General features: G+C 67.0%; 22 protein-coding genes and 1 tRNA gene. 16 read left to right on the forward strand and 7 right to left on the reverse strand.

All coding sequences use genetic code 11. The features are described from left to right. Positions 1-48 precede the first annotated feature (48 nt). Positions 49-4,236: an nSTAND1 domain-containing NTPase gene (locus tag OM977_RS01385; RefSeq protein ID WP_264355783.1), complete on the forward strand. Its 4,188-nt coding sequence runs from the start codon at positions 49-51 to the stop codon at positions 4,234-4,236. A gap of 57 nt (positions 4,237-4,293) precedes the next feature. Here OM977_RS01385 and OM977_RS01390 read toward each other — a convergent pair whose 3' ends face one another. Beyond that, on the reverse strand, positions 4,294-5,025 hold the full coding sequence (locus OM977_RS01390) for a GntR family transcriptional regulator (protein WP_264355784.1): 732 nt from the start codon (positions 5,023-5,025) through the stop codon (positions 4,294-4,296). Positions 5,026-5,174: 149 nt separating this feature from the next. Between OM977_RS01390 and OM977_RS01395 the strand changes: the two genes are divergently transcribed. The 7 genes from OM977_RS01395 to OM977_RS19710 all read left to right on the forward strand — a co-directional run bounded on the left by OM977_RS01395 (position 5,175) and on the right by OM977_RS19710 (position 12,329). After that, the gene (locus tag OM977_RS01395) at positions 5,175-6,557 is read left to right on the forward strand and encodes an MFS transporter (RefSeq protein WP_264355785.1); all 1,383 of its coding nucleotides are present in this window, start codon (positions 5,175-5,177) and stop codon (positions 6,555-6,557) included. Then, the gene (locus OM977_RS01400) at positions 6,554-7,588 is read left to right on the forward strand and encodes an L-idonate 5-dehydrogenase (RefSeq protein WP_264355786.1); all 1,035 of its coding nucleotides are present in this window, start codon (positions 6,554-6,556) and stop codon (positions 7,586-7,588) included. Before OM977_RS01395 ends, OM977_RS01400 begins: the two co-directional genes overlap by 4 nt. Positions 7,589-7,672: 84 nt before the next feature. Continuing rightward, on the forward strand, positions 7,673-8,884 hold the full coding sequence (gene manD, locus OM977_RS01405; protein ID WP_264355787.1) for a D-mannonate dehydratase ManD: 1,212 nt from the start codon (positions 7,673-7,675) through the stop codon (positions 8,882-8,884). Between the two features lie 23 nt (positions 8,885-8,907). Then, complete coding sequence (locus OM977_RS01410; RefSeq protein ID WP_264355788.1) at positions 8,908-9,897, forward strand: PfkB family carbohydrate kinase; 990 nt, start codon at positions 8,908-8,910, stop codon at positions 9,895-9,897. A 71-nt stretch (positions 9,898-9,968) separates the two neighbouring features. After that, positions 9,969-11,354 (forward strand): mannitol dehydrogenase family protein, encoded by a 1,386-nt coding sequence (locus OM977_RS01415; protein ID WP_264355789.1) that lies wholly within the window; start codon positions 9,969-9,971, stop codon positions 11,352-11,354. Then, the gene (gene eda / locus OM977_RS01420) at positions 11,347-11,976 is read left to right on the forward strand and encodes a bifunctional 4-hydroxy-2-oxoglutarate aldolase/2-dehydro-3-deoxy-phosphogluconate aldolase (RefSeq protein WP_264355790.1); all 630 of its coding nucleotides are present in this window, start codon (positions 11,347-11,349) and stop codon (positions 11,974-11,976) included. Before OM977_RS01415 ends, eda begins: the two co-directional genes overlap by 8 nt. Positions 11,977-12,212: 236 nt before the next feature. After that, complete coding sequence (locus OM977_RS19710) at positions 12,213-12,329, forward strand: hypothetical protein (protein WP_442960680.1); 117 nt, start codon at positions 12,213-12,215, stop codon at positions 12,327-12,329. Between the two features lie 173 nt (positions 12,330-12,502). Here the strand turns inward: OM977_RS19710 and OM977_RS01425 are convergent, their stop codons facing one another. The 4 genes from OM977_RS01425 to OM977_RS01440 are packed head-to-tail and all read right to left on the reverse strand — an operon-like array spanning position 12,503 to position 16,285. Beyond that, on the reverse strand, positions 12,503-13,120 hold the full coding sequence (locus OM977_RS01425; RefSeq protein WP_264355791.1) for a methyltransferase: 618 nt from the start codon (positions 13,118-13,120) through the stop codon (positions 12,503-12,505). A gap of 28 nt (positions 13,121-13,148) precedes the next feature. Then, positions 13,149-14,162, reverse strand: coding sequence for a tripartite tricarboxylate transporter substrate binding protein (locus OM977_RS01430; RefSeq protein WP_264355792.1), 1,014 nt, complete (start codon positions 14,160-14,162; stop codon positions 13,149-13,151). After that, entirely contained in the window at positions 14,159-15,682 is a 1,524-nt protein-coding gene (locus OM977_RS01435) for a tripartite tricarboxylate transporter permease (RefSeq protein WP_264355793.1), read from the reverse strand. Before OM977_RS01435 ends, OM977_RS01430 begins: the two co-directional genes overlap by 4 nt. 3 nt (positions 15,683-15,685) lie before the next feature. Further along, positions 15,686-16,285, reverse strand: a complete 600-nt coding sequence (locus tag OM977_RS01440; RefSeq protein ID WP_264355794.1) for a tripartite tricarboxylate transporter TctB family protein — start codon at positions 16,283-16,285, stop codon at positions 15,686-15,688. A 152-nt stretch (positions 16,286-16,437) separates the two neighbouring features. On the opposite strand from OM977_RS01440, the gene OM977_RS01445 reads away from it, so the two are divergent. The 6 genes from OM977_RS01445 to OM977_RS01470 all read left to right on the forward strand — a co-directional run bounded on the left by OM977_RS01445 (position 16,438) and on the right by OM977_RS01470 (position 20,285). Beyond that, entirely contained in the window at positions 16,438-17,277 is an 840-nt protein-coding gene (locus OM977_RS01445; protein ID WP_264355795.1) for a MurR/RpiR family transcriptional regulator, read from the forward strand. After that, positions 17,274-18,473, forward strand: a complete 1,200-nt coding sequence (locus tag OM977_RS01450) for an MFS transporter (protein ID WP_264355796.1) — start codon at positions 17,274-17,276, stop codon at positions 18,471-18,473. Before OM977_RS01445 ends, OM977_RS01450 begins: the two co-directional genes overlap by 4 nt. A gap of 99 nt (positions 18,474-18,572) precedes the next feature. After that, positions 18,573-18,645, forward strand: a tRNA-Pro gene (locus tag OM977_RS01455). Positions 18,646-18,823: 178 nt separating this feature from the next. Further along, positions 18,824-19,228 (forward strand): hypothetical protein, encoded by a 405-nt coding sequence (locus tag OM977_RS01460; protein ID WP_264355797.1) that lies wholly within the window; start codon positions 18,824-18,826, stop codon positions 19,226-19,228. Then, on the forward strand, positions 19,225-19,977 hold the full coding sequence (locus OM977_RS01465) for an AzlC family ABC transporter permease (protein ID WP_264355798.1): 753 nt from the start codon (positions 19,225-19,227) through the stop codon (positions 19,975-19,977). Before OM977_RS01460 ends, OM977_RS01465 begins: the two co-directional genes overlap by 4 nt. After that, positions 19,974-20,285 (forward strand): AzlD domain-containing protein, encoded by a 312-nt coding sequence (locus OM977_RS01470; protein WP_264355799.1) that lies wholly within the window; start codon positions 19,974-19,976, stop codon positions 20,283-20,285. The genes OM977_RS01465 and OM977_RS01470 overlap by 4 nt, the downstream gene beginning before the upstream one ends. Positions 20,286-20,294: 9 nt before the next feature. Here the strand turns inward: OM977_RS01470 and OM977_RS01475 are convergent, their stop codons facing one another. Together OM977_RS01475 and OM977_RS01480 are read right to left on the reverse strand one after the other, a co-directional pair. Next, on the reverse strand, positions 20,295-20,711 hold the full coding sequence (locus OM977_RS01475) for a YkvA family protein (RefSeq protein ID WP_264355800.1): 417 nt from the start codon (positions 20,709-20,711) through the stop codon (positions 20,295-20,297). Positions 20,712-20,716: 5 nt separating this feature from the next. After that, entirely contained in the window at positions 20,717-21,349 is a 633-nt protein-coding gene (locus tag OM977_RS01480; protein WP_264355801.1) for a TetR/AcrR family transcriptional regulator, read from the reverse strand. A gap of 142 nt (positions 21,350-21,491) precedes the next feature. On the opposite strand from OM977_RS01480, the gene OM977_RS01485 reads away from it, so the two are divergent. Continuing rightward, a complete protein-coding gene (locus tag OM977_RS01485; protein WP_264355802.1) occupies positions 21,492-21,863 on the forward strand; it encodes a thiamine-binding protein in 372 nt (123 codons plus the stop codon). Between the two features lie 81 nt (positions 21,864-21,944). Continuing rightward, positions 21,945-22,622: an O-methyltransferase gene (locus tag OM977_RS01490; RefSeq protein ID WP_264355803.1), complete on the forward strand. Its 678-nt coding sequence runs from the start codon at positions 21,945-21,947 to the stop codon at positions 22,620-22,622. Positions 22,623-22,694 lie beyond the last annotated feature (72 nt).

The following is a 22,694-nucleotide window of genomic DNA, read 5'->3' on the forward strand; positions in this document are numbered from 1 at the left end:
AAGCCTCCGTCCGTTGACACTGCTCTCCAGGCACCTCAACAATGCCTCATGGGTGTATCCGTGCTCGGCGCCGTTCAGGTTGATGGCGCGCCTCGACTCGCTCCGCGCGAACAAATCGTGCTCAGCGTGCTCGCGCTGCGAAACGGCGAGGTCACCTCGACCGGCACACTCGCCGACGCCATCTGGGGCGATGTTCTCCCGGGCACGTGGCGCAAGCAGCTTCAGGCATCCGTCGGGGTGGTCCGGCGGGCGGTCGGCAGCGAACGTATCGAAACTTCAGCGAACGGATACCGGCTTCAGCTCGAGGACGGCGACCTGGACATCTCGCGGTTCGAGAATCAGATCGGGCGCGGACGGATGCACCTGGACGGCGGGCAGCCGGGGCGCGCTGTCGCGGAACTGCGGCGCTCCCTGGCGATCGCGCCGACGGACCCTTTCCCTGCACTCCGCGGCTGGCGGGGAGCCACCGATGACATCGCGAGGATCCTCGAGTTGCGGCACGGCGTCGAGGACGATCTGCTCCGCGCTCGGCTCGCCACCGGTGACCATCCCACGGTCGCGGCTGACGCGGCGCGCGCAGTCGCGGCCGAACCCTTGCGTGAAGCCCGCTGGTGGGCGTTGGCCCTCGCGCAGTACCGCTCGGGGCGGCAGGGGGAGGCGCTGGCGACCCTGCGCCGCGTGCGCGCGCTGCTCGCGGATGAGCTCGGCGCCGACCCGGGATCCGAACTTCAGACGCTCGAGAAAGCGATTCTTCAGCAGGATCCTGGGCTCCTTGATGTACCAGCCACGCAGGATGGGGACGACCTGTGCCCCTATCCCGGCCTCGCCCCATTCGGTATCGATGATGCGGAGCGCTTCTTCGGCCGGGACACCGACATCGCGGCGACCGCAGAGCGGCTCACTCGCGACGGATTCTGCGTCGTCTCCGGGCCATCCGGGTGTGGCAAGTCCTCGCTACTGCGGGCTGGGGTGGCACCGATGTTCCTGGGCCGCGGCGACGAGGTCACCATCACCACCCCGGCCCGATCCCTACCTGCGCTCAGCGTCGGCGACGGCTCGCGGCATCTACTCGTCATCGACCAGTTCGAGGAGGCCTTCGCCGCCGCAGCGCCCGTTGCGGCCGCGGAATACTGTGCCGGCGTCGCGCGACAGCTCGACGAGGGACACCGGGTGGCGATCGTCGTCCGTTCGGATCTCCTCGATGCTTGCGCCTCACAGCCCGGGATCGCTCCGCTCCTGGCGACAGGCCTTCAGGTGCTGACGGCCCCGGCCGCCGCCGCGTTGACAGCCGCGATAAAGGAGCCTGCCCGGCAGGCGGGGCTGACTTTCGAAGCCGGGCTGGTCGATCTCATGGTGAGCGAGACCGAGGCTCACCCGGGCGGCCTGCCTCTACTCGCCCACGCCCTCGCCGAGACCTGGGCCCGACGTGAGGGCTCGACGCTTACTCTCGAGGCCTACCGGGGAACCGGCGGGCTCAGCGGATCGATCAGCCGAACGGCCGAACGGCTGTATCTTTCGCTGACGGAACCCGACCGCCAGGGCTGCAGGCTCCTGCTGCTCCGGCTCGTCTCGATCACCCACGGTGATTCGATCGTCCATCGGCCCCTGCCTTTACGTGCGCTCACCGGAGACAGGGGACTTGAGGGTATCGTCGGCCGTCTCGCAGCTGCGCGGCTACTGACGGTAGAGGCGGACATGGTGAGCCTGAGCCACGAGGCGATCAGCCGTGCGTGGCCCCGCCTGCACGATTGGCTCGAGGTTGACCGAGAAGCGCACCGCGTGCTCGAGCATCTGAGCAGGGCAGCGGTGGGCTGGGCGGAGTCAGGCGAAAGCGACGACGAGTTGTACCGCGGTGCGCGCCTGGCCGCGGCGAGAGAGCTCATCGACGAGAACCCGGGGAGCCTGACCCGGACCGAGTCCCGCTTCGTCCGCGCCTCCATCGAGGGAGCCGACCGCGGCGAACGGGAGCGCCGCGAGCGGGCCATAAACGATGCGCGGCAGAACGTCCGCCTCCGGCGGCTGCTCAGGACCGTCGCCGGTGTGCTGGGTGTCGCCGTCATCACGGGGGTCCTCGCGGTCAGCGGAGCAGTCGAGGCTTCGCGCCGCAGCGAGGAATCCCGTGGAGCTCAGCAGGAGGCTCAACTCGAGGCAATGGTCGGCCAGTCGAGTGCGCTGCGATCATCCGCCCGCGACCTGGCGACGCTCCTGGCCGTGGAGGCGTATCGCCGGTGGCCGGACGACGCGCGCGTGCAGTCCGCGCTCCTCGGGGTTTTTAGCACGGAGCCAGGATTTCTCGGGTATCAGCGGATATCAGGGGTCGACAGACTGATCGCGGCAGCATTGCCGGGCGGTACCGGCGCGGCCGTGCTTCTCGGCGACGGGAACATCGCGCGATACGACTTCGAGACGTCGGCCATGAGCGAGCCGATCGGGGCGCCGGCTTACGAACGGTCCATCGTCGAAGGTACCGTCCTGGGGATGAGTGCCGACGGACAACGTGTCGTTGCTGCCGTGCCGGGAGAAGGTGCGGTGTGTGGTTCGGCGACTCCCTGCACGCTGGTCAGCGCCTTCGACCTGCCCAAGGGAACAAGAGTCCTCCCACCGACTGCGGTCAATGCAACCGTCGACGATCTTGTGGTCGACTCGACTGGCGCATTCGCAGCGCTCGCCGACGCCGGCACTGGGAGTGTTAGCATTCTCGATCTTTCGAACGGACTGCTGAGCGGCCGCATCGAGAATCAAACCGGCCCCGACATTCCACGGAACGTAAGCATCGCATTCTCGGCCTCGGGAAAGCTCGTAATCGGATCGAGCGGTGGCCTACTCCGAATCGCCGACCCGGCGACAGGGAACGTCGCGTCCGAAGTTCAGGCACCGCCTGGAATGGTCGGTGTTCGGCTCGTCGACGCCGGCGGCGGTCTGGTGGTCGGCGCCGGCAACGACGGCCTGGCCGCGGTAGATCTCAAGGAATCCCGCGTTGTCTGGAGCACGGGTTTCACCAGTTCCCATCCGGAGCCTTGCCCGTGGCTTGCTGCCTCAGTGGCTTCCGGCGCGGCGTATTGCGGAGACCGTTTCGGCAAGATCGAGGAGCGGTCAATGATCGACGGCGGCCTGACCGGGAAAAGGTTCGACCCTCAGCGCGGCGATGTGGGCGAGTTGATGGTCTCGGCGGACGGACGGACTTTGGTCGCCGTGGGCGCGTCCGAGCCCGTGATCACCCGCTGGCGGTTGGATGGCAGCGGCCCGGTGGCCACCCTGATCGCGGAAGGTCAGGTGAATCTGGACCGCTACGACATCTCTGGCTCACGCCTCGTCACCGCGACGCGGAGCCCGGGGTCGAAGCGGTCCGACGAGTTCAGCGACTACTCCCTCTGGGATGCCGACGCCGACGCGCGCGTGCGGCGGATGGGGGTGATCGAAGGTGCCGGCTGGGTGGCGCCGAACGCGCTCGCTGCGTACTTTCCAGCGGAGGAGGCGCTCGGATACTTGGATGCCGTCACCGGTGAGCGCGTCTACGGCGATGCGGTCCCCCTCGACGCCTCCAATCTCTGGCCGGCGGCATCCGGCGATCGGCTCCATGTTCTGTTCACTGACGGCACCATCTGGACGGTAGAGAACGCGACGATGACGCGGATTGAGCCAACACTGCACGTCGACGGCGAACCGCGCGCCATCTCAACCGACGCGGCGGGGCGCGTCCTGGTTTCGTCCCTCACACCGGAGGGACCGGTCATGACTCTTCTGGACGGGCTCACGGGCGAGACGCTCATCGACGCGGTGCCCGGCGGCGACGTCAGCGTGCTTGCGCCCGACGGTACTGTTTTCGGTTCGAACGCCCGCGGCCAGATCACCCAGTACGACGCACAGTTGCGCGCCCTCCGAACCCTCGCTGGAGCACGCGGAGAGATATCCCTGCTGCAGGTCAGCGACGACGGACGCGTGCTCATGGCCGGTGCCAATGACCAGACTGTCTCGGTATACGACACGGACACCGGCACGCGGCTCGGAACCCCCCTGCCGGCGGATGCCCCCTTCATCAGCCCCGGCGTCCTGCGACCCGACGGAATGGCGGTCGCTGTCAACGGCAAGGCAGGAATTATCATCTGGAACCTCGACCCGCGGCTCCACGTCGATCAGGCGTGCCTGCTGGCCGGCCGCAATCTCACCCGCACCGAGTGGGAAAGCTACCTCGGCGCGCTCGGCGAGTGGCGGGCCACCTGTCCCGAATTCGGTTGACGCGACCTTCGGTCGACCGCCCGTCTCCGGGGTGGTCATGCTGGCCGCGCCGTGACCTCAACCCAGCCGGGCGACACTGCGGCGAGTCGGCCGCGGAGCGGCGCCGTCGGAGAAAAGTTGCGGAGTCGCTTGCTGGATCCGTTGCACATCCTCGAAAACGCCTCGCAGGTGCAGGCGGAGGGAGCTGTCGGCGTCGGCCGGGTTGTTGGCTTCCAGGGCGTCCACCACTGCGGTGTGCTGCTGGATCAGCGTTGCGATGGGCCTCGTGTCCAGCAGGCTCAAACGCCGAGCGCGATCGAGGTGCGCTTTTGCGGAGTTGACGGCAGCCCAAGCGGATTCGTGTCCGGCAAGCCGGAGGAGTTCGCGATGGAATTCCTCGTCCAGGCGGAAGAACTCCTCCACGTCGCTTTTGGCATCAGCTTCCGTTTGGCTCTGGAGTATCGCCCGAAGTCCCGCAATGCCTGCGTCGTCGACCGAGAGGTCGCGCAATGAGGCACACTCGATGGCCTCCCGGACGAATTGTGCTTCCGAAACGCGTCCCAGATCCACGAGTGAGACGAAGGATCCGATCTGCGGGTAGACCTGAACCAGTCCTTCTTCCCTGAGCAGGATCAGGCTCTCCCGCACCGGTGTGCGGCTGACACCCAATTCGTGCGCGAGCTCGTTCTCCGACAGGGGTTCACCCGGAGGAAGCTGCAGGGAAATGATGCGGCGCCGCAGCGTTTCCAAGGTCTGGTCGCGCACGGAGAGCCGCAGCGGCTGCCCTTTGCTGTGTTTATCGGATGCCATGCCTCCAGTCTATTCTCTTGACACACTAGAATGGTAGTGCTTGTATGGTAGTAGTTACGAGGTGCCGCCGGTCACATGCTGAGAACACACCGGCCTCTCTCCCGTTCAACTCTCCCCTTCGTTTTTCATCGCCTGCAAAGGAGCATCAGATGACTGAGAGCATCGCGCCGCCCACCACCAAAGCGGAAGCAAAACCCACTCAGGAACTGGCAAAGGTCGCCGTTTCCGGGTGGTTGGGAACCGCCATGGAATTCATGGACTTCCAGCTGTACTCGCTGGCAGCAGCCATCGTTTTCAACAAGCTCTTCTTCCCCGACGTCAGCCCGATCATTGGCCTGATCGCCGCCATGGCGACGTACGGCGTCGGCTACGTCGCCCGTCTTGCCGGCGCTGTCTACTTCGGCCGCATGGGTGACAGGATTGGCCGCAAAAAGGTCCTCTTCATCACCATCGCGCTGATGGGTGCGTCCACCACCCTCATCGGCGTCCTCCCCACCTACGCAATGATCGGCATCTGGGCTCCCATCCTGCTGGTTGCCCTTCGCCTTGCCCAGGGCTTCGGCGCCGGCGCCGAGATCGCCGGAGCCACGGTAATGCTGGCCGAGTTCGCTCCCGCCCGCCGCCGCGGACTCATCTCCTCCCTCGTCTGCCTCGGCACGAACTCCGGAACCCTCGCGGCCTCCGCCATCTGGGCAATCCTCGTCTCCACCCTGCCCGAAGACCAGCTCCTGAGCTGGGGCTGGCGCATTCCGTTCCTGCTCAGCTTCGTCCTGATGATCTTCGCCGTCTGGGTCCGCCGCTCCCTGAAGGAAAGCCCCGTCTTCGAGGAGCGCGCCGACGTCGTAGACGGTGTGGCACTGTCCAAGCGCGAAATCGCCGCGACAGATGAACTCGCCAACACCAGCACCATCGAGGCTGCACTGCACCAGCGCAAGGGCAAGGCCTTCCTCATCGCCCTCGGCCTGCGCTTCGGGCAGGCCGGCAACTCGGGGCTGGTCCAGACCTTCCTCGTCGGTTACCTCGCCACCGTGCTCCTGGTCGACAAGAGCGTCGGCACCAGCGCCATCATGTACGGCTCCCTGCTCGGATTCCTCACCATCCCGGTGATGGGCCTGCTGGGTGACCGCTTCGGCCGGAGGCCGCTGTACCTGGTGCTGAGCTCGCTCACGGCACTGTTCGCCATCCCCATGATGCTGATGGTCACCAGCGGCAACACCACCCTCATCACCGTGGCCATGGTCGTCGGCCTGAACCTCGGCGTCCTGAGCCTCTTCGCCATGGAAAGCGTCACCATGGCCGAGTTCTTCGGAGCACGTACCCGCTTCACCCAACTGGCACTGGCCAAGGAAATCGGCGGCATCCTGGCCACCGCCATCGGCCCGCTGCTGGCCGCCACCCTCACCGCCATCACCGGCCACTGGTGGCCGCTCGCCGCGATGCTCATCGCCTACTCCCTGATCACCCTGATCTCCGCGTTCGTGGGACCCGAAGTCCGTGGCCGCGACATGGTCCGCCTGGAAGATGCCGTATGAAAGCGGTCGTAGTCCACGGAGCGAACGACCTCCGCATCGACGAGCGCCCCGAGCCCGTCGCCGGACCCGGCGAGGTAGTCATCGACGTCGAATGGGGCGGGATCTGCGGCTCGGACCTCTCGTACTGGCGGCACGGCGCCTCCGGGACCGCGGCCCTGAAGTCGCCGCTCGTCCTCGGTCATGAAGTGGCCGGCCGGATCGCCCAGCTGGGCGCCGGAGTGCACAATCTCGAGGTTGGCCAGCCGGTTACCGTGCATCCCGCGGAGCTTGTGGGAGATGGAATCATGCCGGATCGCCTGGCGGGCCGTACCAACCTCTACCCACGCATCAGGTACTTCGGTTCGGCGGCCTTTGACCCGCACACCGACGGCGGGTTCAGCGAGCGGAAGGTCGCCAGGGCGTCGCAGATCCGTCCGTTGCCCGACGGCGTGGACACCCTGCGCGGCGCCCTCGCCGAACCGCTCGCCGTCGCCATGCACGCAGTTGGCCGGGCACGGTCCCTCGCCGGCCGGGATGTCCTGGTCAACGGCGCCGGGCCGATCGGCTCACTCGTGGTCGCGGCGGCCAAGTACGCCGGCGCGAGGACGGTCATCGCCGCGGACATCAACGATGATTCGCTGCGGATCGCCAAAGCCATGGGAGCAGACGAAGTCCTGAACGTCGCCGGCGGCGGCAGCCTTCCCGAGGACATGGAGCTGGTATTCGAAGCTTCCGGAATCCCGGCAGTACTGGGAGGTGTGCTGCGGGCCACCGCCCGTGGCGGGACCCTGGTCCAGGTGGGCAACCTTCCCGGAGCCCCGGCGCCGGCTGCCCTCGGTGACCTGGTGACCCGTGAGATCACCTGGATCGGTTCCTACCGGTTCGTGGACGAGATCGGCGACGCACTCCGCGCCATGGCCAACGGCCTGGACGTCTCACCCGTCATCACCCACAAATTCGGCATCGACCAGGCGGAGGAAGCCATGCGCACCTCGGCAGACCCCGCCTCCGGCAGCAGCAAAGTCATGCTCCGGCTCAGCCCAACTGAATAGCAGCAGAGGCCGTTTTGAGGGCTCAGAACGGCCTCTACTGCGACCTACTTTAAGATCCCCCATCACCACCTGAAGGACCAACCAGTGAAGATCACCGACGCACGAGTAGTGGTTTCGTCGCCAGGACGGAATTACGTCACGCTCGTTATTGAAACCGAGGACGGCGTTACCGGCGTCGGCGACGCCACGCTGAACGGCCGCGAAATGGCCGTGGCGGCCTACTTGTCGGAGCACCTGTGCCCGCTGCTGATCGGCCGCGACGCCCGCCGCATTGAGGACGCGTGGCAGTACTTCTACAAGGGCGCCTACTGGCGCCGCGGGCCGGTGACCATGACTGCGATCGCCGCGATCGACGTCGCGCTCTGGGACATCAAGGGCAAGGTGGCCGGCATGCCGGTCTACGAACTCCTGGGCGGGGCGGCCCGCGAGGGCGTCATGGTGTACGGGCACGCCAGCGGCTCGACGCTGGAGGACCTCAGCGCCGACTTCCAGCACCACCTGGACCTCGGGTACAAAGCCATCCGTGCCCAGGCTGCCGTGCCGGGGCTGGAAAAGACCTACGGGATCGCACCCGTGGACGGCAGGACCTACGAGCCGGCCAGCGGCAACGTTCCCCAGGAGGACATGTGGGAGACCACGTCCTACCTGGACTTCGCACCCAAGATGATGGCGCACGTCCGCGAGCAGTTCGGCTACGGCGTGCACGTCCTGCACGACGTGCACCACCGCCTGACGCCGATCGAGGCCGGCCGCCTGGGTGCCTCGCTGGAGCAGTACCGTCCGTTCTGGATCGAGGATCCGACGCCGGCCGAGGACCAGTCGGCGTTCCGCCTGATCCGCCAGCACACCACCACGCCCATCGCCGTCGGCGAGGTGTTCAACTCGATCTGGGACTGCCAGCAGCTGATTACCGAACGCCTGATCGACTACATCCGCACGTCCGTTTCGCACGCCGGCGGCATCACGCACCTGCGCCGGATCTTCTCCCTCGCAGATCTGTACGGGGTCCGGTCCGGCTCGCACGGCGCCGGGGATCTTTCGCCGGTCTCCTTCGCCGCGGCCCTGCATGTGGACATGAGCATTCCGAACTTCGGCGTCCAGGAGTACATGGGCCACCGGGACCCCGCAGGTGAGGTCTTCAAGACGTCCTACACCTTCACCGACGGCTACATGCACCCCGGGGACGCTCCGGGCATCGGCGTCGAATTCAATGAGGAGGCGGCCGCGGCCTTCCCGTTTGACCCGAAATACCTGCCCATCAACCGCCGGCTCGACGGGTCGGTGCACGACTGGTGAGCGCCTCAACAAACGAATCAGGCGTGTCCGCACAAGAGAACCGCCCCTACCGGCCCTTCGATGTGGTCGTGCTCGGTGAGATCCTCGTGGAGGTGGCAACCGACGTCGCGTTTGCCCATGGCGTGCCTGCGCTGGTGGGCATCTCCGGCGACGCGTTGAACGTCGCCGCGGCCGCCGCTGCGGCCGGAGCCCGCACCGGGCTGCTGGCGGTGCTGACCGACGACGACCTCGGCCACGCCATCGCCGCCAGGATCCGCGAACTCGGCATTTCCGACGAGCTGCTGAAGTTCCGGACCGGCCAGCAGGGCGTCTACTTGGTGCACTCCGACCCGGAAGGCCAGCGCGAGTTCTCCTACGCCCGCTCGGGCAGCGTCGGGTCCACCCTGTGCCCCGACGACGTCGATCCGGGCGTCTTCTCCGCGGCGGGGGCCGTCATTGCCGGCGGCATCGCCTGCGCCATTTCCGCATCCTCGCGGGCTGCCGTTCTTAAAGCCGCGGCACTGTGCCGGCGCTTCGTTTTCGATCCCAACTTCCGGCCCAGGCTCACCTCGGTGGAGGAGGCGACGGCGGTCCTCGCCGAACTGGCGCCGCGGACCTTCCTGGTCACTCCCTCCTTCCCGGGCGAAACGACCGCACTGCTGGACTGCGCCACGCCAAAGGAGGCTGCCGGCAAGCTGCACGCCCTCGGGGCTGCGAACGTGGCCGTGACCTGCGGTGCGGAGGGCATCCAGCTGGACGGTGAACTACTGGACCGTGACCACGGGTCCTCCTGGGTTCCTGCGATTCCGGCGCCGTCAGTCCTGGACCAGACCGGAGCGGGCGACGCCTTCGTGGGCACGCTGACCGCCCGGATAGTGCTGGGCGACAACCTCGCCGCGGCCGCCCGGTTCGGCGCTGCCGCGGCATCGCTCGTGGTGGGCGGCAAGGGCGGGACCGGCTTCATCCCCACCTTTGAACAGACCAGCGCCCATGCCCTGCGGACCCCCGAAGGAGAACTGTCATCGCACGCCTAAGCTCCGCGTCGCTGGCGGCCAGCGAAAGCCACCAGGAACTGCTGCCCCGTGAAAAACTGCGCCCCGGCATTGTGCACCTTGGCCTGGGCGCCTTCGCCCGCGCCCACACGGCGGTATTCACCGAGAACGCGATGCTGGCCTCCGGCGACTTCGGGTGGGGAATCATCGGCGTGACCCAGCGTTCGGACACTGTGGCCCGTCAAATGACGCCGCAGGACGGGCTCTTCACCGTGGCCGAGCGGGGGAGCGGTGCCGCTCCGCTCCGCGTGGTCTCCAGCATCGTGGAGGCCATCTCCGGCCGGGACAATCCCGGAGCCGTGGTGGACCGGATCGCCGATCCGTCGACGTCGGTCATCACGCTCACCATCACCGAGAAGGGCTACCGGATCGATCCCCGCACCGGAACCCTCAACACCGGCGACGAACAGGTCCGGGCCGACCTATCCGGGGAGCCTCCGCAGACGGCCATCGGACAGATCGCCCGCGGGCTTCAGCAGCGCGCCCGCGCCGACTCCGGACCCCTCACCGTGGTCTCGTGTGACAACCTTCCCGGCAACGGGGAGCTAACCCGGAGCCTCGTGCACGCCTTCGCCGCCGAACTGCCGACGGGCGAGGCAGAGCCGCTTCTGGCCTGGCTGGAGGCGAATGTCACGTTCCCCAACACCATGGTGGACCGGATGGTGCCGGCCACCACGGCCGGTGACCTGGACGCCGTCGAGCGTGAACTGGGCCTCCGGGACGAGGCCGCCGTGGTGGCAGAACCTTTCCTGCAGTGGGTGATCGAGGACAACTTCGCTTCGCACCGCCCGCGCTGGGAGGACGCTGGCGCGCTTTTCAGCTCCGACGTCGCAGCGTGGGAAGCTACGAAGCTGCGCCTGCTCAACGCCAGCCACTCCATGCTGGCGTACCTGGGGCTGGCAACGGGAAAGGCCACCATCAGCGACGCCGTGGGGGAGGAGGCCTTCCGCACAGCCTGCAGCCGCATGATGGCCGAGGACGCCCTCCCCAGCATCACGCTTCCGGCCGGACTGGACGGCGCCGAGTATTGCGCCCAGGTGCTCCGGAGGTTCGCGAATCCCGCGCTGGGACACACTACCGCCAAGGTGGGAAGCGACGGCTCCCAGAAGATCGGGCTGCGGCTGCTGGCCACGGTCCGCGGCAGCCTGGACGCCGGCCGCGAGCCCCGGTGGGCGGCCCTGGCCGTGGCCGCCTGGATGCACCACGTGGCCTCCACCGCGACCCCGGACCTGAACGATCCGCTCGCGGCGGAGCTCCATGCGGCACTGCCGGCTACGCGCACGGCGGCAACGGTGGTTCCTGCGCTGCTTGGCTGCCGCAGCATCTTCGACGGCGGACTCGCGGCACACCAGGGGTTCGCGGACCTCCTCCTCCACTGGTACCGCACTATCGACACCTCCGGGCTGGACGGCCTGAGAAATGAGATCAACCATGGCTGATACCACGAGCATCCTGCACGTTTCACCCGTCATCCCGGTGGTGACCATCGATGACCCGCAGCACGCCGTGCCCGTCGCCCGGGCGCTGGCGGACGGGGGTGTCCGCATCATCGAACTCACCCTCCGGACCGAGAGCGCCCTCACGTCGCTCAAACTCATCGCAGACGAGGTGCCTGATATCTCCGTCGGCGCGGGCACCATCCTCACTCCGGGCCAGGCTGACGCCGCGGTGGCAGCGGGAGCCGGCTTCCTGGTCAGCCCCGGGGTGACGCCGGGCCTGCTGGCCCACATGCTGGCACTCGGAATTCCGGTCCTCCCGGGCGTTGCCACGGTCGGTGAGGTGATGATGGTCCTCGAGCACGGGCTGAATGCCATGAAGTTCTTCCCGGCAGGACCTGCCGGCGGCCCTAAATACCTCGCCGCCATCGGGGCGCCCATCCCGCAGGTGCAGTTCTGCCCGACCGGCGGCGTCAGCCTGGACTCGGCACCGGACTACCTCGCGCTGCCGAACGTTTCCTGCGTGGGCGGGAGCTGGCTCACGCCGAAGGCAGCCATGGAAAACAATGACTGGGAGCAGATCACCAAGCTCGCACGGGAAGCCGCCGGGCTCGGCCGGAATTAGCAGTGACAGACTTTCCTGGCCTATGGCCCGGAAGGCTGCGTCCCCCTACCTGGGTCCGACATGACCGCGCTGCTAAGGTTTCAGGCCGTCCTGCCCGCCTCCGGCACTCAGGCCTCCATGATCGAAACCATCCCGTGGATGAACAGGCCCCCACGGCCAGAAGGTCAAGGACTCCCTCGCCACCACGGTGAAAGTAGATCGCGAGTCCGAGACCGTTCCCGCAGCCAAGCCGCGAGATGGCCCGGGCTGGGGCCCGACTCCTGCTGGAAAGAATCCACTCACCTGAACTTCCACCTCATCGAATCAACTTCAACTGCGATCTAATCGTGCGCGGAAGCACAGAGCGGGCCTGACCACCAGCACCTCGAATCGCCCGTCCGCCCGCCGCCGTTGGGAGCCACAGAGGCCCTGGATGGGGCCGGTTCCTGCCGCGGGAAGCAAAGATTTTTCAAGTCTGCCCCGAATTGATGGCAAGGCTCTGCCCTGTGCCCGCGGGAAGTTCCGTGGGCACAGGGCAGGACCATCGTTAGCCCGCGGCTTCGTAGGAAATGCGCTTCTCGATCTCGTTGGCCTCAATGCGTTCGGCTTCGACGAGCACCGTTTCGGCTTCGTCCCGGCGGATGACGACAACGCCGTCGGCGTCGGCCACGACGAAGTCCCCGGGGGAAACCACGACGCCGGCGATCGCGACCGGCAGCTGCAGGCGGCCGGGCCCGAATTTGTAGGGTCCGGCCGGGGTCACCGAACGGGCAAACACCGGGAGGCCGCATTCTGCCAGCGCATCGGCGTCGCGGACTGCGCCGTCAATGACGAATCCGGCGATTCCCAGGTTCTTGGCGCGGATTCCGATCAGGTCCCCGATGAGGGCGCGGGACACATCGCCGCCACCGTTGATCACGATGACGTCGCCCGGCTGGGCATCGTCGAGGGCCTTGTGGATGTAGAGGTTGTCGCCGGGCCGGGTCCACACCGTGTAGGCAGGGCCTGCGAGCTTGGCTCCGGCCCAGACGGGGGAGAGGCCTGAGGCGACGCCGATCCGTTCCTGGGCGTCCCCGATGTTTGCCGCGGGGATGGCCCCCAGGCGCCGGACGACGTCGAGCGTTGATGAACCGGCAAGCGGGCTGAGGTCTGTTTCTGAGTGCATGATGTGGCCTGTCTTCGAGTCCGACGGTTTACTTTTGCTGCAGGAGTTCGTCGATGACCGGCTTCATCAGCGTCTCCCGGTCTTCCCAGAGCTTTGCGACGTCGGCCCCGGACACCCAGACGGACTGGGTTGCGGCGCCCTTGAGCTTTTCCTGGACGGCGGGGTCCTCCGAGGCCTTCTTCAGGGACGCTTCCAGGGCGCTGACGACGTCGGCGGGCGTGCCGTCGGGAACGGAGACGGCGAAGTTGTTGCTCATGGATTCGACCTCGAACCCGGCGCCCTTCAGCGTCGGAACCTCCGGGATGAAGGGGCTGGCCTTGTCTTCGATGACGGTCAGGATGCGAATGTCGCCCGACTTGTACTGGCCAAAGAAGCTGGACACGCCGCCCAGCGCGAAGTCGACTTCCCCTGCCACCAGGGCGGCGATCTTATCGGCACCGCTGTTGTAGTGGACGATGTTGAAGTCCAGCCCCAGCTTGTTCTCCAGCAGCCGGAGGTTGACGTGGTCGTCCCCGGCGCGGGAATCAGTGCCCACCTTAACGGTTCCAGGCGCCGCCTTCACGGCGTCGAAGAGAGCCTTGATGTCCTGGTGCGGGCTGTTCTTGTTTACCCCGATCACCACCGAGTTCGAGGCGAAGGAACCGATCGGGGTGAAGCTGCTCCGGTCAAAGCCGGCCTTCTTGGAGGGGTCCAGGTACCGGCCAAGGATGGACGGAATGTTGGTGTAGCCGATCGTATGGCCATCTGCCTTGGAGTTGGCGACGTAGTTCAGGCCGACCACCTGGCTGCCGCCTTCCTTGTTGACCACCTTGATGTTCGCGCCAAGGTTTGCCTGCATGGCCGGTGCCATGATCCTTGCCAGGATGTCATTGCCGGCCCCGGCTGCGGACGGTACCACCCACTCGATGGTGGATCCCGCTTTGGGGAAGGGTGCTGCCGTCCCGGTGTTGCCGGAATTGCTGCTGGCAGTTCCTCCGCATCCGGTCAGTGTCAGGGCAAGGGCGGCAACAGCTGCCGTAGTCAGCGCGGACAGTTTCTTCATTTCGCAGGCTCCTTTGGTGCGATGGGGGCGGTATTTCTGTTCTTCAGTCGTGAAGCAATAAGGGGTCGGACTGCGCCGAACACGATGGCGATGACAATGACGCCGATCAGGGTGAGGCTGATGGGGCCCTCCAGGAAGACGCCGTAGTCGCCGCGGGACAGGGCCAGGGACCGTTGAAAATTCTCCTCGAGCATCGGTCCGAGAATGAGGCCGAGGACCAGCGGGGTGAGCGGGACCTTGACCAGCTGGAAGATGTAGCCCAGTAAGCCGGCTCCGAGCATGATCAGAATGTCGAAGGGGCTGCCGTTGATGGAGTACGTGCCCAGGAACATGAAGGCCAGGATCGCGGCCATCAGGTAGTGGAACGGCACCTTCAGAACCGCAATCCAGACCCGGGCGAGTGGGACGTTGAGGATTAGCAGGATCAGGTTGCCCACGATCAGGCTGGCGATGATTGCCCAGGCCACATCAGGGTTGTCACGGAACAGCAGGGGTCCCGGAATCAGTCCGTTCATGGTGAACGCCCCGGCCATGATGGCCACTGTGGCCGAGGTCGGGATGCCAAGGGTGAAGAGCGGAATCATGGAGGAGACGGCCAGGGCGTTGTTGGCCGCCTCCGGGCCGGCGATGCCTTCCACAGCACCCCTGCCGAACTCCGAGCGCCGCCTGGACAGTTTCTTCTCCGCCGCGTAGGAGGCCAGCGAGGTCGCGGCTCCCGGCGAACCGGGAAGCAGGCCCATGAAGAATCCGATGACCGAGCCGCGCAGCGATGGCAGCGCCGAACGCTGCAAATCGGTTCGGGTGGGCAGCAGCCTGGCCACTCTGAGGGGACTCGGCACGCCGAGCGGTCCCTTCTGCGCCTGTCCCAGGACTTCGCTCAACCCGAAGACGCCCATGACCACCGCCACCAGCCCGACGCCGTCGAACAGTTCCGGCATGTCAAAGGTGAAGCGTGCAATCCCGACGCCGGAGTCCACGCCTACGGTGGCGATCGCCAGGCCGGCGGCGGCGCTGAGCAGCGCCTTCGCCGGGTTGGAGCCCGCAAAGCTGGTAATGAGGGCGAACCCGAGCAGGGAGACCAGGAACAGTTCGGGGGCGCCAAACTCCAGGGCCAGCCGGCTGAACGGTGCCACGACGACGAACCCGATCACCCCGAGGAGTCCGCCGACAAAGGAGGCCAAGGCCGCGATGACGAGTGCTGGTCCGCCCCTGCCCTGTTTGGCCATCTGGTATCCGTCCAGCGTGGTCGCGATCGAGGAGGCTTCACCCGGAATACGCAACAGTACGGCCGTCGTGGTTCCGCCGTAAGCCGCACCGTAAAGGATTGCGGCGAGCATGATGATTGCCGAGGTGGCGTCCAGCCCGAAGGTGACGGGGATGAGCAGCGAAACCGCCGCCGCAGGGCCGAAGCCGGGGAGTACGCCCACCAGCATGCCCAGAACGCAGCCTAGCAGGGCAAACAGCAGGTGTTCCGGGGTGAGGACTGTGGCGAGGCCGCCAAGGAGCTGATCAAATCCCATGGATTACAGCCCCAGTCCGGCAAGGAATTCGATGCTGGCCGTGGGGAGAGCCGTGCCCAGCCACACCTCGAAGACCAGGCGGGAGGCACCTGCGGCTCCGATGGCAACCAGGACCGCGATCCACAACTTCCGTTCGCTGACGAAGCGGAGGATGGTGCCCAGCATCAGCGTCATGACCACGGTGTAGCCGAGGAACGGAAGCAGCAACGCCGCGAGCAGGATGGAGCCGGCGATGATCCCGACCCGTTTCCCTCCCTGCCGGTCCGGGAAATCCGCGGCGTCCGGTTCTTCGCTGTTGTCGTCATCCAGGAGGGACACGAGTGCCGACTCCGTCTCGTGGTGGGGCGGCACCGTTTCCAACGTGTCGCCGGCGGCCGGCGCCGTTGCCAGGCCTGCCGTGCGTGCGGCCAGCAGCTGGACGATCCACAGGATGCCAGCCACCGCCATCAGTATTCCGGCCGCGGCGGGAAAGAATCCGGCCCCGACTCCGGAGCTGTTTGTCAGCCCGTATCCGGCACCCACGACGGCGACGGCAGCACCTCCGGCGAGGGCCGCCGTCGCGACCGTCCATTCAAGCGCAACAGGCGCGTTGAGTGTTTGCATCTAGGTTGTCCGCCTCTCTGCGGCAAAGTGTAAAAATGAGGGGCGCAAGTTCCGGCGAGTACCTCACTTGCAATCTTGCACAGGATTGCATGTTCATGAGAGAGTGTCAAGCATCACAGTGTTCCCGGTAGGGACCTCAAAGGGGAGTCATCTTGAGCTTCAAAGCAGTAGTGGCCAGCAGCGCGGTCCAGCTCAGCGCGTCGGAAGAGCGCGTCATGAATGTGCTGATGGGCGACGAGATGTCCGGCATCACGGCCGCGGAAGTGGCTGAGCGCGCGAAGACCCATGAATCGACCGTTGTGCGTCTGGCGAAGAAGCTTGGCTACCGTGGCTATCCCGAGCTCAGAGGGGATCTCCGCCGCGACGAGGAGCCGACGGAAGCCAGCGGGACCGTCATGCGCGCCGAATCCGGGTACGACCTCTCGGCCTTCATCTCGGATGAAATCCGGGCACTGAAGCGGCTCCCGCACTTTGTTCCGCAAGAGGACCTGGAAGCCGCCGCCCGGACGCTGCACGAAACACGGACCGTTTACCTGTTTTCAAGCAACGACGAGCGGCCAACCCTGGACCTGCTGGCACGCCGCCTCCGGCGCCTCGGGCTGACGACGGTGACGCTTGCCGGGATCCCCAAGGATCTCGCTGAACGGTTCGTCAGCTTCGATGAGCACAGCACGCTGATTTCCCTGGCGCTGCGGGAAGCACCGAGGCAGCTCGCGACCCTGACCGCCGAAGCCACCCGCCGGGGTGGGAAATCAATAGTGATCTCCGACGTGCCGGGCTACCGGTTCCGCCCCAGCCCGGACCATCTCATCGCCGCACGGCGGGGTGATGACACGGAGTACCGCACCCAACTGATTCCCATGGCACTCGCCTACGCACTGCAGCTGGCGATCTTCCACCTCGATCCGGTCCGCTACCAGGCGGCCCGGGACAGCATTGATGACCTGACCAGACTTTTCGGCGGAACGGATGAAATCCCCCTCCGCCCGTGAGTGCTGTGGCATGGCGGCGGGCCCTGAGCGTCCAGGCTGTCCTCGCCCAGGCAGCCTGGGTGGGTATCCGGCTCATGCTCGGCTACCGCGCACTCGCCCTCGGCGCCGACCCCGTCTTCCTGGGCGTCCTTGCCTCCACCTTCGCCCTTCCGGCGCTCCTCGCGGCCCTGCCCGCGGGACGCATCGCTGACCGCCGCGGCGGAACTGCCATGGTCTTTATCGGACTGATCATGGCGGCGGCCGGGACAGGATTACTGTTCGCCGTGCCGGGGCTGGCCTTCCTTCTGGTGGCCAGCGCCGTCATTGGCCTGGGGCATTTGCTCGTGATGGTGGGCCAGCAGACCTTCGTTGCCCACGTCAGCGTCACAGGCTCCAGCGACAGTGCCTTCGGGACACTCACGGCTGCCGCCTCCATCGGACAACTGATCGGCCCCCCGGCAGTCACCTTCGTGGCGACGCTGGGGGCCGGCCGCGGCGGCGCGGCACCGGATACCGATCTTGGCCTGCTCGTGTGCATCGCCTTCAGCCTGCTGGCCACGCCCGCTTTCTTCTTCCTCCGGCGCGCCGACGCCCGGCTCCGCAAGAAGCGGATCTCAGCGAACAGCCAGCCTGCGGGCATTGGGGGAGTCCTGAAGACTCCGGGCCTGTGGCGATCGCTGGTGGTCAGCGGCGCCGTCCTGGTCACAGTGGACCTGATGTACGCCTTCGTGCCGGTCTGGGCCACGGAGCAAAACATCAGCGCCACCGCCGTCGGACTCCTGCTGGCCGTCCGCGCCGGCGTCTCCGTCCTGAGCCGGCTCGGCCTCACGCGTCTCATCCGTCGGTTCGGCCGCAAAGCAATGCTGATCGTCTCCATCGCCGCGGCGGCAGCTGCCTTGCTTGCCCTGCCGCTGACCGGACTGGCCGGCGCCTTTGCCGTGATGGTGGGCCTCGGGCTGGGCCTGGGCATACCCCAGCCGCTGACCATGGCGTGGGTTACCTCGCTGACGCACGCGGCCCACCACGGGGCCGCGCTGGGCCTGCGGCTGACGGTGAACCGGTTCGCGCAAATCTCGCTGCCCATTGCCATGGGCGCCGCCGCCGCACCGCTGGGCGTGCTGGGGATATTTTGGGCCAACGCGGCGTTGCTCATGGGCGCACTGGTTGTGGTGGCGGGATCCGATGCCGGCACGCAGCCCCGGCAGGAAGAGGCGTGACCTGACGCCGGGTTGTAACTATTGCGGCCAACGGGCTGCGAAGCCGGGTGGCTGGTCCGCATAATAGATAGACCGGCGCGGCGGCCTCGGCCGGGTTAACGGGATGTAGTGCAGATTGGCTGCACACCTGGATTGGGGGCAGGGGCGACAGGTTCGAGTCCTCCCATCCCGACGGTGCGGGCCGGAAACGGCAGAGAACAACCTGGGTCAGTGCGCTGGCCGTGTTGGGCGCATGCTTCCCGGAGTCATACCAGTGATCCAGGTGGCCCGCACTTTCCCGGCCCGGCCGGCGCACCGATAACTCCACGGCTGGTTTCAGCAAGCTCATGCGGCTGTGATTGAGTTGATCCATGCCATTCCGCTGGTCCAGCCGGGCCACCCAGACACTTTCCGCGGCTGTCCTCAGCGCATTGTTACTGGCCAGCGCCGGAAGACACTTCCGGGAACCGGAGTTCTTCAGCCCGATGGTGCCGGACTTCCTGTGCCGCGAAGATTCCGGTGAGCGGCCCAACGGCCCCGTTGCCGTGCTGTCCCGGGAGGAGTGGGTTGCCGCGAGCGGTCTGCTGGAAGTCGGCTGCGCCGTTGGACTCCTGATCCCGGCCACGCGGCGAGCGGCAGCCGGCTGCGTCACCGCCATGTTCACGCTCTTTGTGGCCGGGCACGCGGACGCGCTGCGCAGGTCCGCCCGACCGGCCGGCACCGCCCGCCAGCGCTTGCTCCACGCGCCCACGCCGGCTCCGGGACGGCGGCGGTGAAGCTCCTGCAGTCCCCGGCGGTCCGGGTGGGGCTGTCCATCAGCATAGCCACCGGGCTTTACGGGGTGTCCTTCGGGGCCCTGTCGGTCACGTCCGGGCTGGACTTTTGGCAGACCATGGCGCTGAGCCTGCTGCTTTTCAGCGGCGGCTCGCAGTTCGCTTTCATCGGCGTGGTGGCCGGAGGCGGCTCCGGTGTCGCGGCGATGGGGGCCGCCACGTTGCTGGGCATGCGCAACGGGATCTACGGCATGCAGATCAACGCACTGCTCCGGCCGCGCGGCTGGCTCAGGTTTGCCGCCGCCCACGTGACCATCGACGAGTCCACTGCCACCAGCACCGGACAGACGGATCCCGCGGAGCAGAAGCGCGGCTTCTGGACGGCCGGCGTCGGCATTTTCATCCTCTGGAACCTGTTCACCGCCGTCGGCGCGCTGGCAGGGGCCGCTTTGGGGGACCCCAAACAATGGGGTCTCGACGGTGCCGCGGTGGCGGCGTTCCTGGGCCTGCTCTGGCCGCGGCTGAAAGGCCGCGAACCGGTGGCGATCGCCGTCGTCTGTGCGCTGGCCACGGTGCTGGCCGTTCCGTTCGTGCCCGCCGGGGTGCCCATCTTGGTGGCCGCCGTCGTGGCGGCCGGAATCGGCTGGCTGAGCCATGGCCGCAGCGACGAAGGCCTGGAACCAGACGTTGACCCCTACACCGGGCATCACGCAACCCATCCCTCATCCCGGCCTTCCGGAGATACCCCATGAACCTGTGGCTCTGGCTGCTTCTCGCCTGCCTGCTGGGTTATGCCTGGAAGCTCCTGGGCTACCTCGTCCCTGCAAGCCTGCTCCGCGATCCGCGGATGTCCCGGATTGCCGGCACCATGACCATCGGCCTGCTGGCGTCGCTGACCACCGTGAACGCCGTGGCGTCGGGTCAGGCGTTGGCGCTGGATGCCCGCCTGGGGGCGCTGGCCGCGGCCGCCGTCGCCTTGTGTTTCCGGGCGCCGTTCCTCGTGGTGGTGCTGGCGGGGGCGGGCGCCGCCGCCGGGCTGCGGCTGCTGGGCTGGAACTGACTGCCGCCCCTACCGCGGGTCGCCCAGCCCGGCCAGCCGCAGGACGAGCAGCAACCCTTCGGGCGTACCCGGCCAATGCCTTTGCAGCGTGTCCGCACCGGCGCGCGCGATTACGGAGCGGAGCACCAGGGCCACGATGATGACGTCGTCGGCGTAACCGATCACCGGCACAAAATCCGGTACGAGATCGATGGGCGACAGCAGGTACGCCAGCAGCAGCGCCAGCCGGATCCGCAGTCCTACCGCCAGCGTACGGTCAGCGAGCAACCGGCGCAGTAGCCGCAGCAGATCCGGCAGGAGCCGCAGCGCGTCCTTCATGCTGACCGTTTCAGGGTGTCTGCGCGCGTACGCCCACAGGAGCAACAGCAGGACGGCGTAGACCAGCAGTAGCCCACCAACGACGGCGGCGATCGTCTCCCAGGGCATCTGCCCTAGCCGAGAATGGCGTCGAAGGCGGTACCCGGCAATGGTGACTGCGGCGGCAGGGGCCGGTCGGGTCGCTCCGTGCGGATCGCGTCCTCCACCAGGGCGACGGGGCGGCGCCAGGCATCCGATCCGGCCTCCATGGTGTCCACGGCACCGATCAACATGGCGAGCAGACGGATCAGGTCCGTCATGGAAATGTCGCTGCGCAGGGATCCCTGGCCCTGTCCCCGCCCCAGCAGCACCGCTATGGATTCGAACAGTTCACCGGTGATGCCCGTCAGCAGTCCGCGCCGGCCCGCGACGGCGCCGAGCAGGTTGGCTTCCTCGCTGGCGACGCCCATCACCGCATTGATCACGCGAAAAAGGCCGTCCGCCGCGTCAAGGCCGGCCAGGGCGTCGTCGATGACGGGGTCAACGAGCCGCCGGAGCTGCCGGTTGAGCGCCGCCAGCACCAGTTCTTCCTTGTCCGCGAAGTTGCGGAACAGCGTGGCCGGGCCGACGCCGGCGGTGACTGCGATGGTCTGGAGCGGGACTTCCGGCCCATGCTCACGGAAACAAGTCCGGGCCGCGGTGATGATCTTGTCCACATTGCGCGCCGCGTCAGCGCGGAGCGGCCTGCCTTCTACTGCCCGGTTCATTTGCCTAGGGTAGCAACGCGAGGGTTGAGTAAAGCTGATACTCGTCGGTAACAGCCAACATGACGGTTTCCGCGCCCAAATCGGTCCTATGACGGCCCACGACGGCCCCGGACGGCCCCGGTCCGCATGGCAGACTGGAGCCATGTTGCTTGCATTCTCTGTCGCCCCTTCCGGCCGACCGCTACCCACGACGGACACGCCGGCCGTCCCCTCGATTCCCTCTGCCGGTGCGGACGAGGCCTCGGTCCACGAAGCGGTCGCGGAGGCGGTGCGGATCGTCCGGGAGTCCGGACTGCCCAACCACACTGACTCGATGTTCACCACCATCGAGGGGGAGTGGGACGAAGTCTTCGCGGTGGTGAAGCGCGCCACGGAGGCCGTGGGCCGCTACGGCAGCCGTGTCTCGCTGGTGATCAAGGCGGATATCCGCCCTGGCTACTCGGGGGAACTGACCGGCAAGCTGGAACGGCTGGAAACGGCCATCGGCGAAGCCGCGGCAACCGACCAGGACTAGGCACAAATCCGGCCCGAAGCGACCCGCGGCTAGCACCGCCCGGACGCTTCCGCCCGGCGCGGCGAACTGTAAGACTGGGGCATGATCGAGCATCAGAGCACGGCACACTGGATCGCCGTCGAGGACTTCCTGACCGAACGTGTCGTCCGTCCGGACAGCTCGCTCGACCGCGCCGTGACGAGCGCCCTCCAAGCGGGCATGCCGCCTATCGAAGTCGCGCCCAATGCGGGCAAGCTGCTCAAGCTGCTGGTCCAGCTCTCGGGGTCCAGGCGCGTGCTGGAGATCGGCACCCTCGCCGGGTTCAGCACCATCTGGATGGCCCAGGGGCTGCCCGACGACGGCCAGCTGGTGACCTGCGAATACCTGCCCAGGCATGCCGAGGTGGCCCGCGCAAACGTCGACGATGCCGGGCTTGGCTCCAAGGTGGAGATCCGGGTTGGTGCCGCGCTGGACACGCTGCAGGCGCTAGAGGGCGAAGGTGCCGAACCGTTCGACTTCGTCTTCATCGACGCGGACAAGGAAAACGACGCGCATTATCTGGACTGGGCCATCCGGCTCGGCCGGCCCGGTACCACGGTGGTGATGGACAACGTGGTCTGGGAAGGCGCGCTGCTGGACCCGGACCTCGATCCCGTCAACGCGCCGGGTATCATCAGCGCGTTGACCATGATGGGCGAGGACCCGAGGCTGGACGGGACCGTCATCCAGACCGTGGGCTCGAAGGGCTGGGACGGCTTCGCATTGGCGCGGGTCCGCTAACTGGTCCGTCAGCCCTGCTCTGCTGACCGGCCCGACCGCCCAAGTGCTCAGTATGCTTAGATTTACTGAGAG

This window comes from Pseudarthrobacter sp. MM222, assembly GCF_947090775.1.
In the GTDB taxonomy this organism is placed as follows: Bacteria; Actinomycetota; Actinomycetes; order Actinomycetales; family Micrococcaceae; genus Arthrobacter.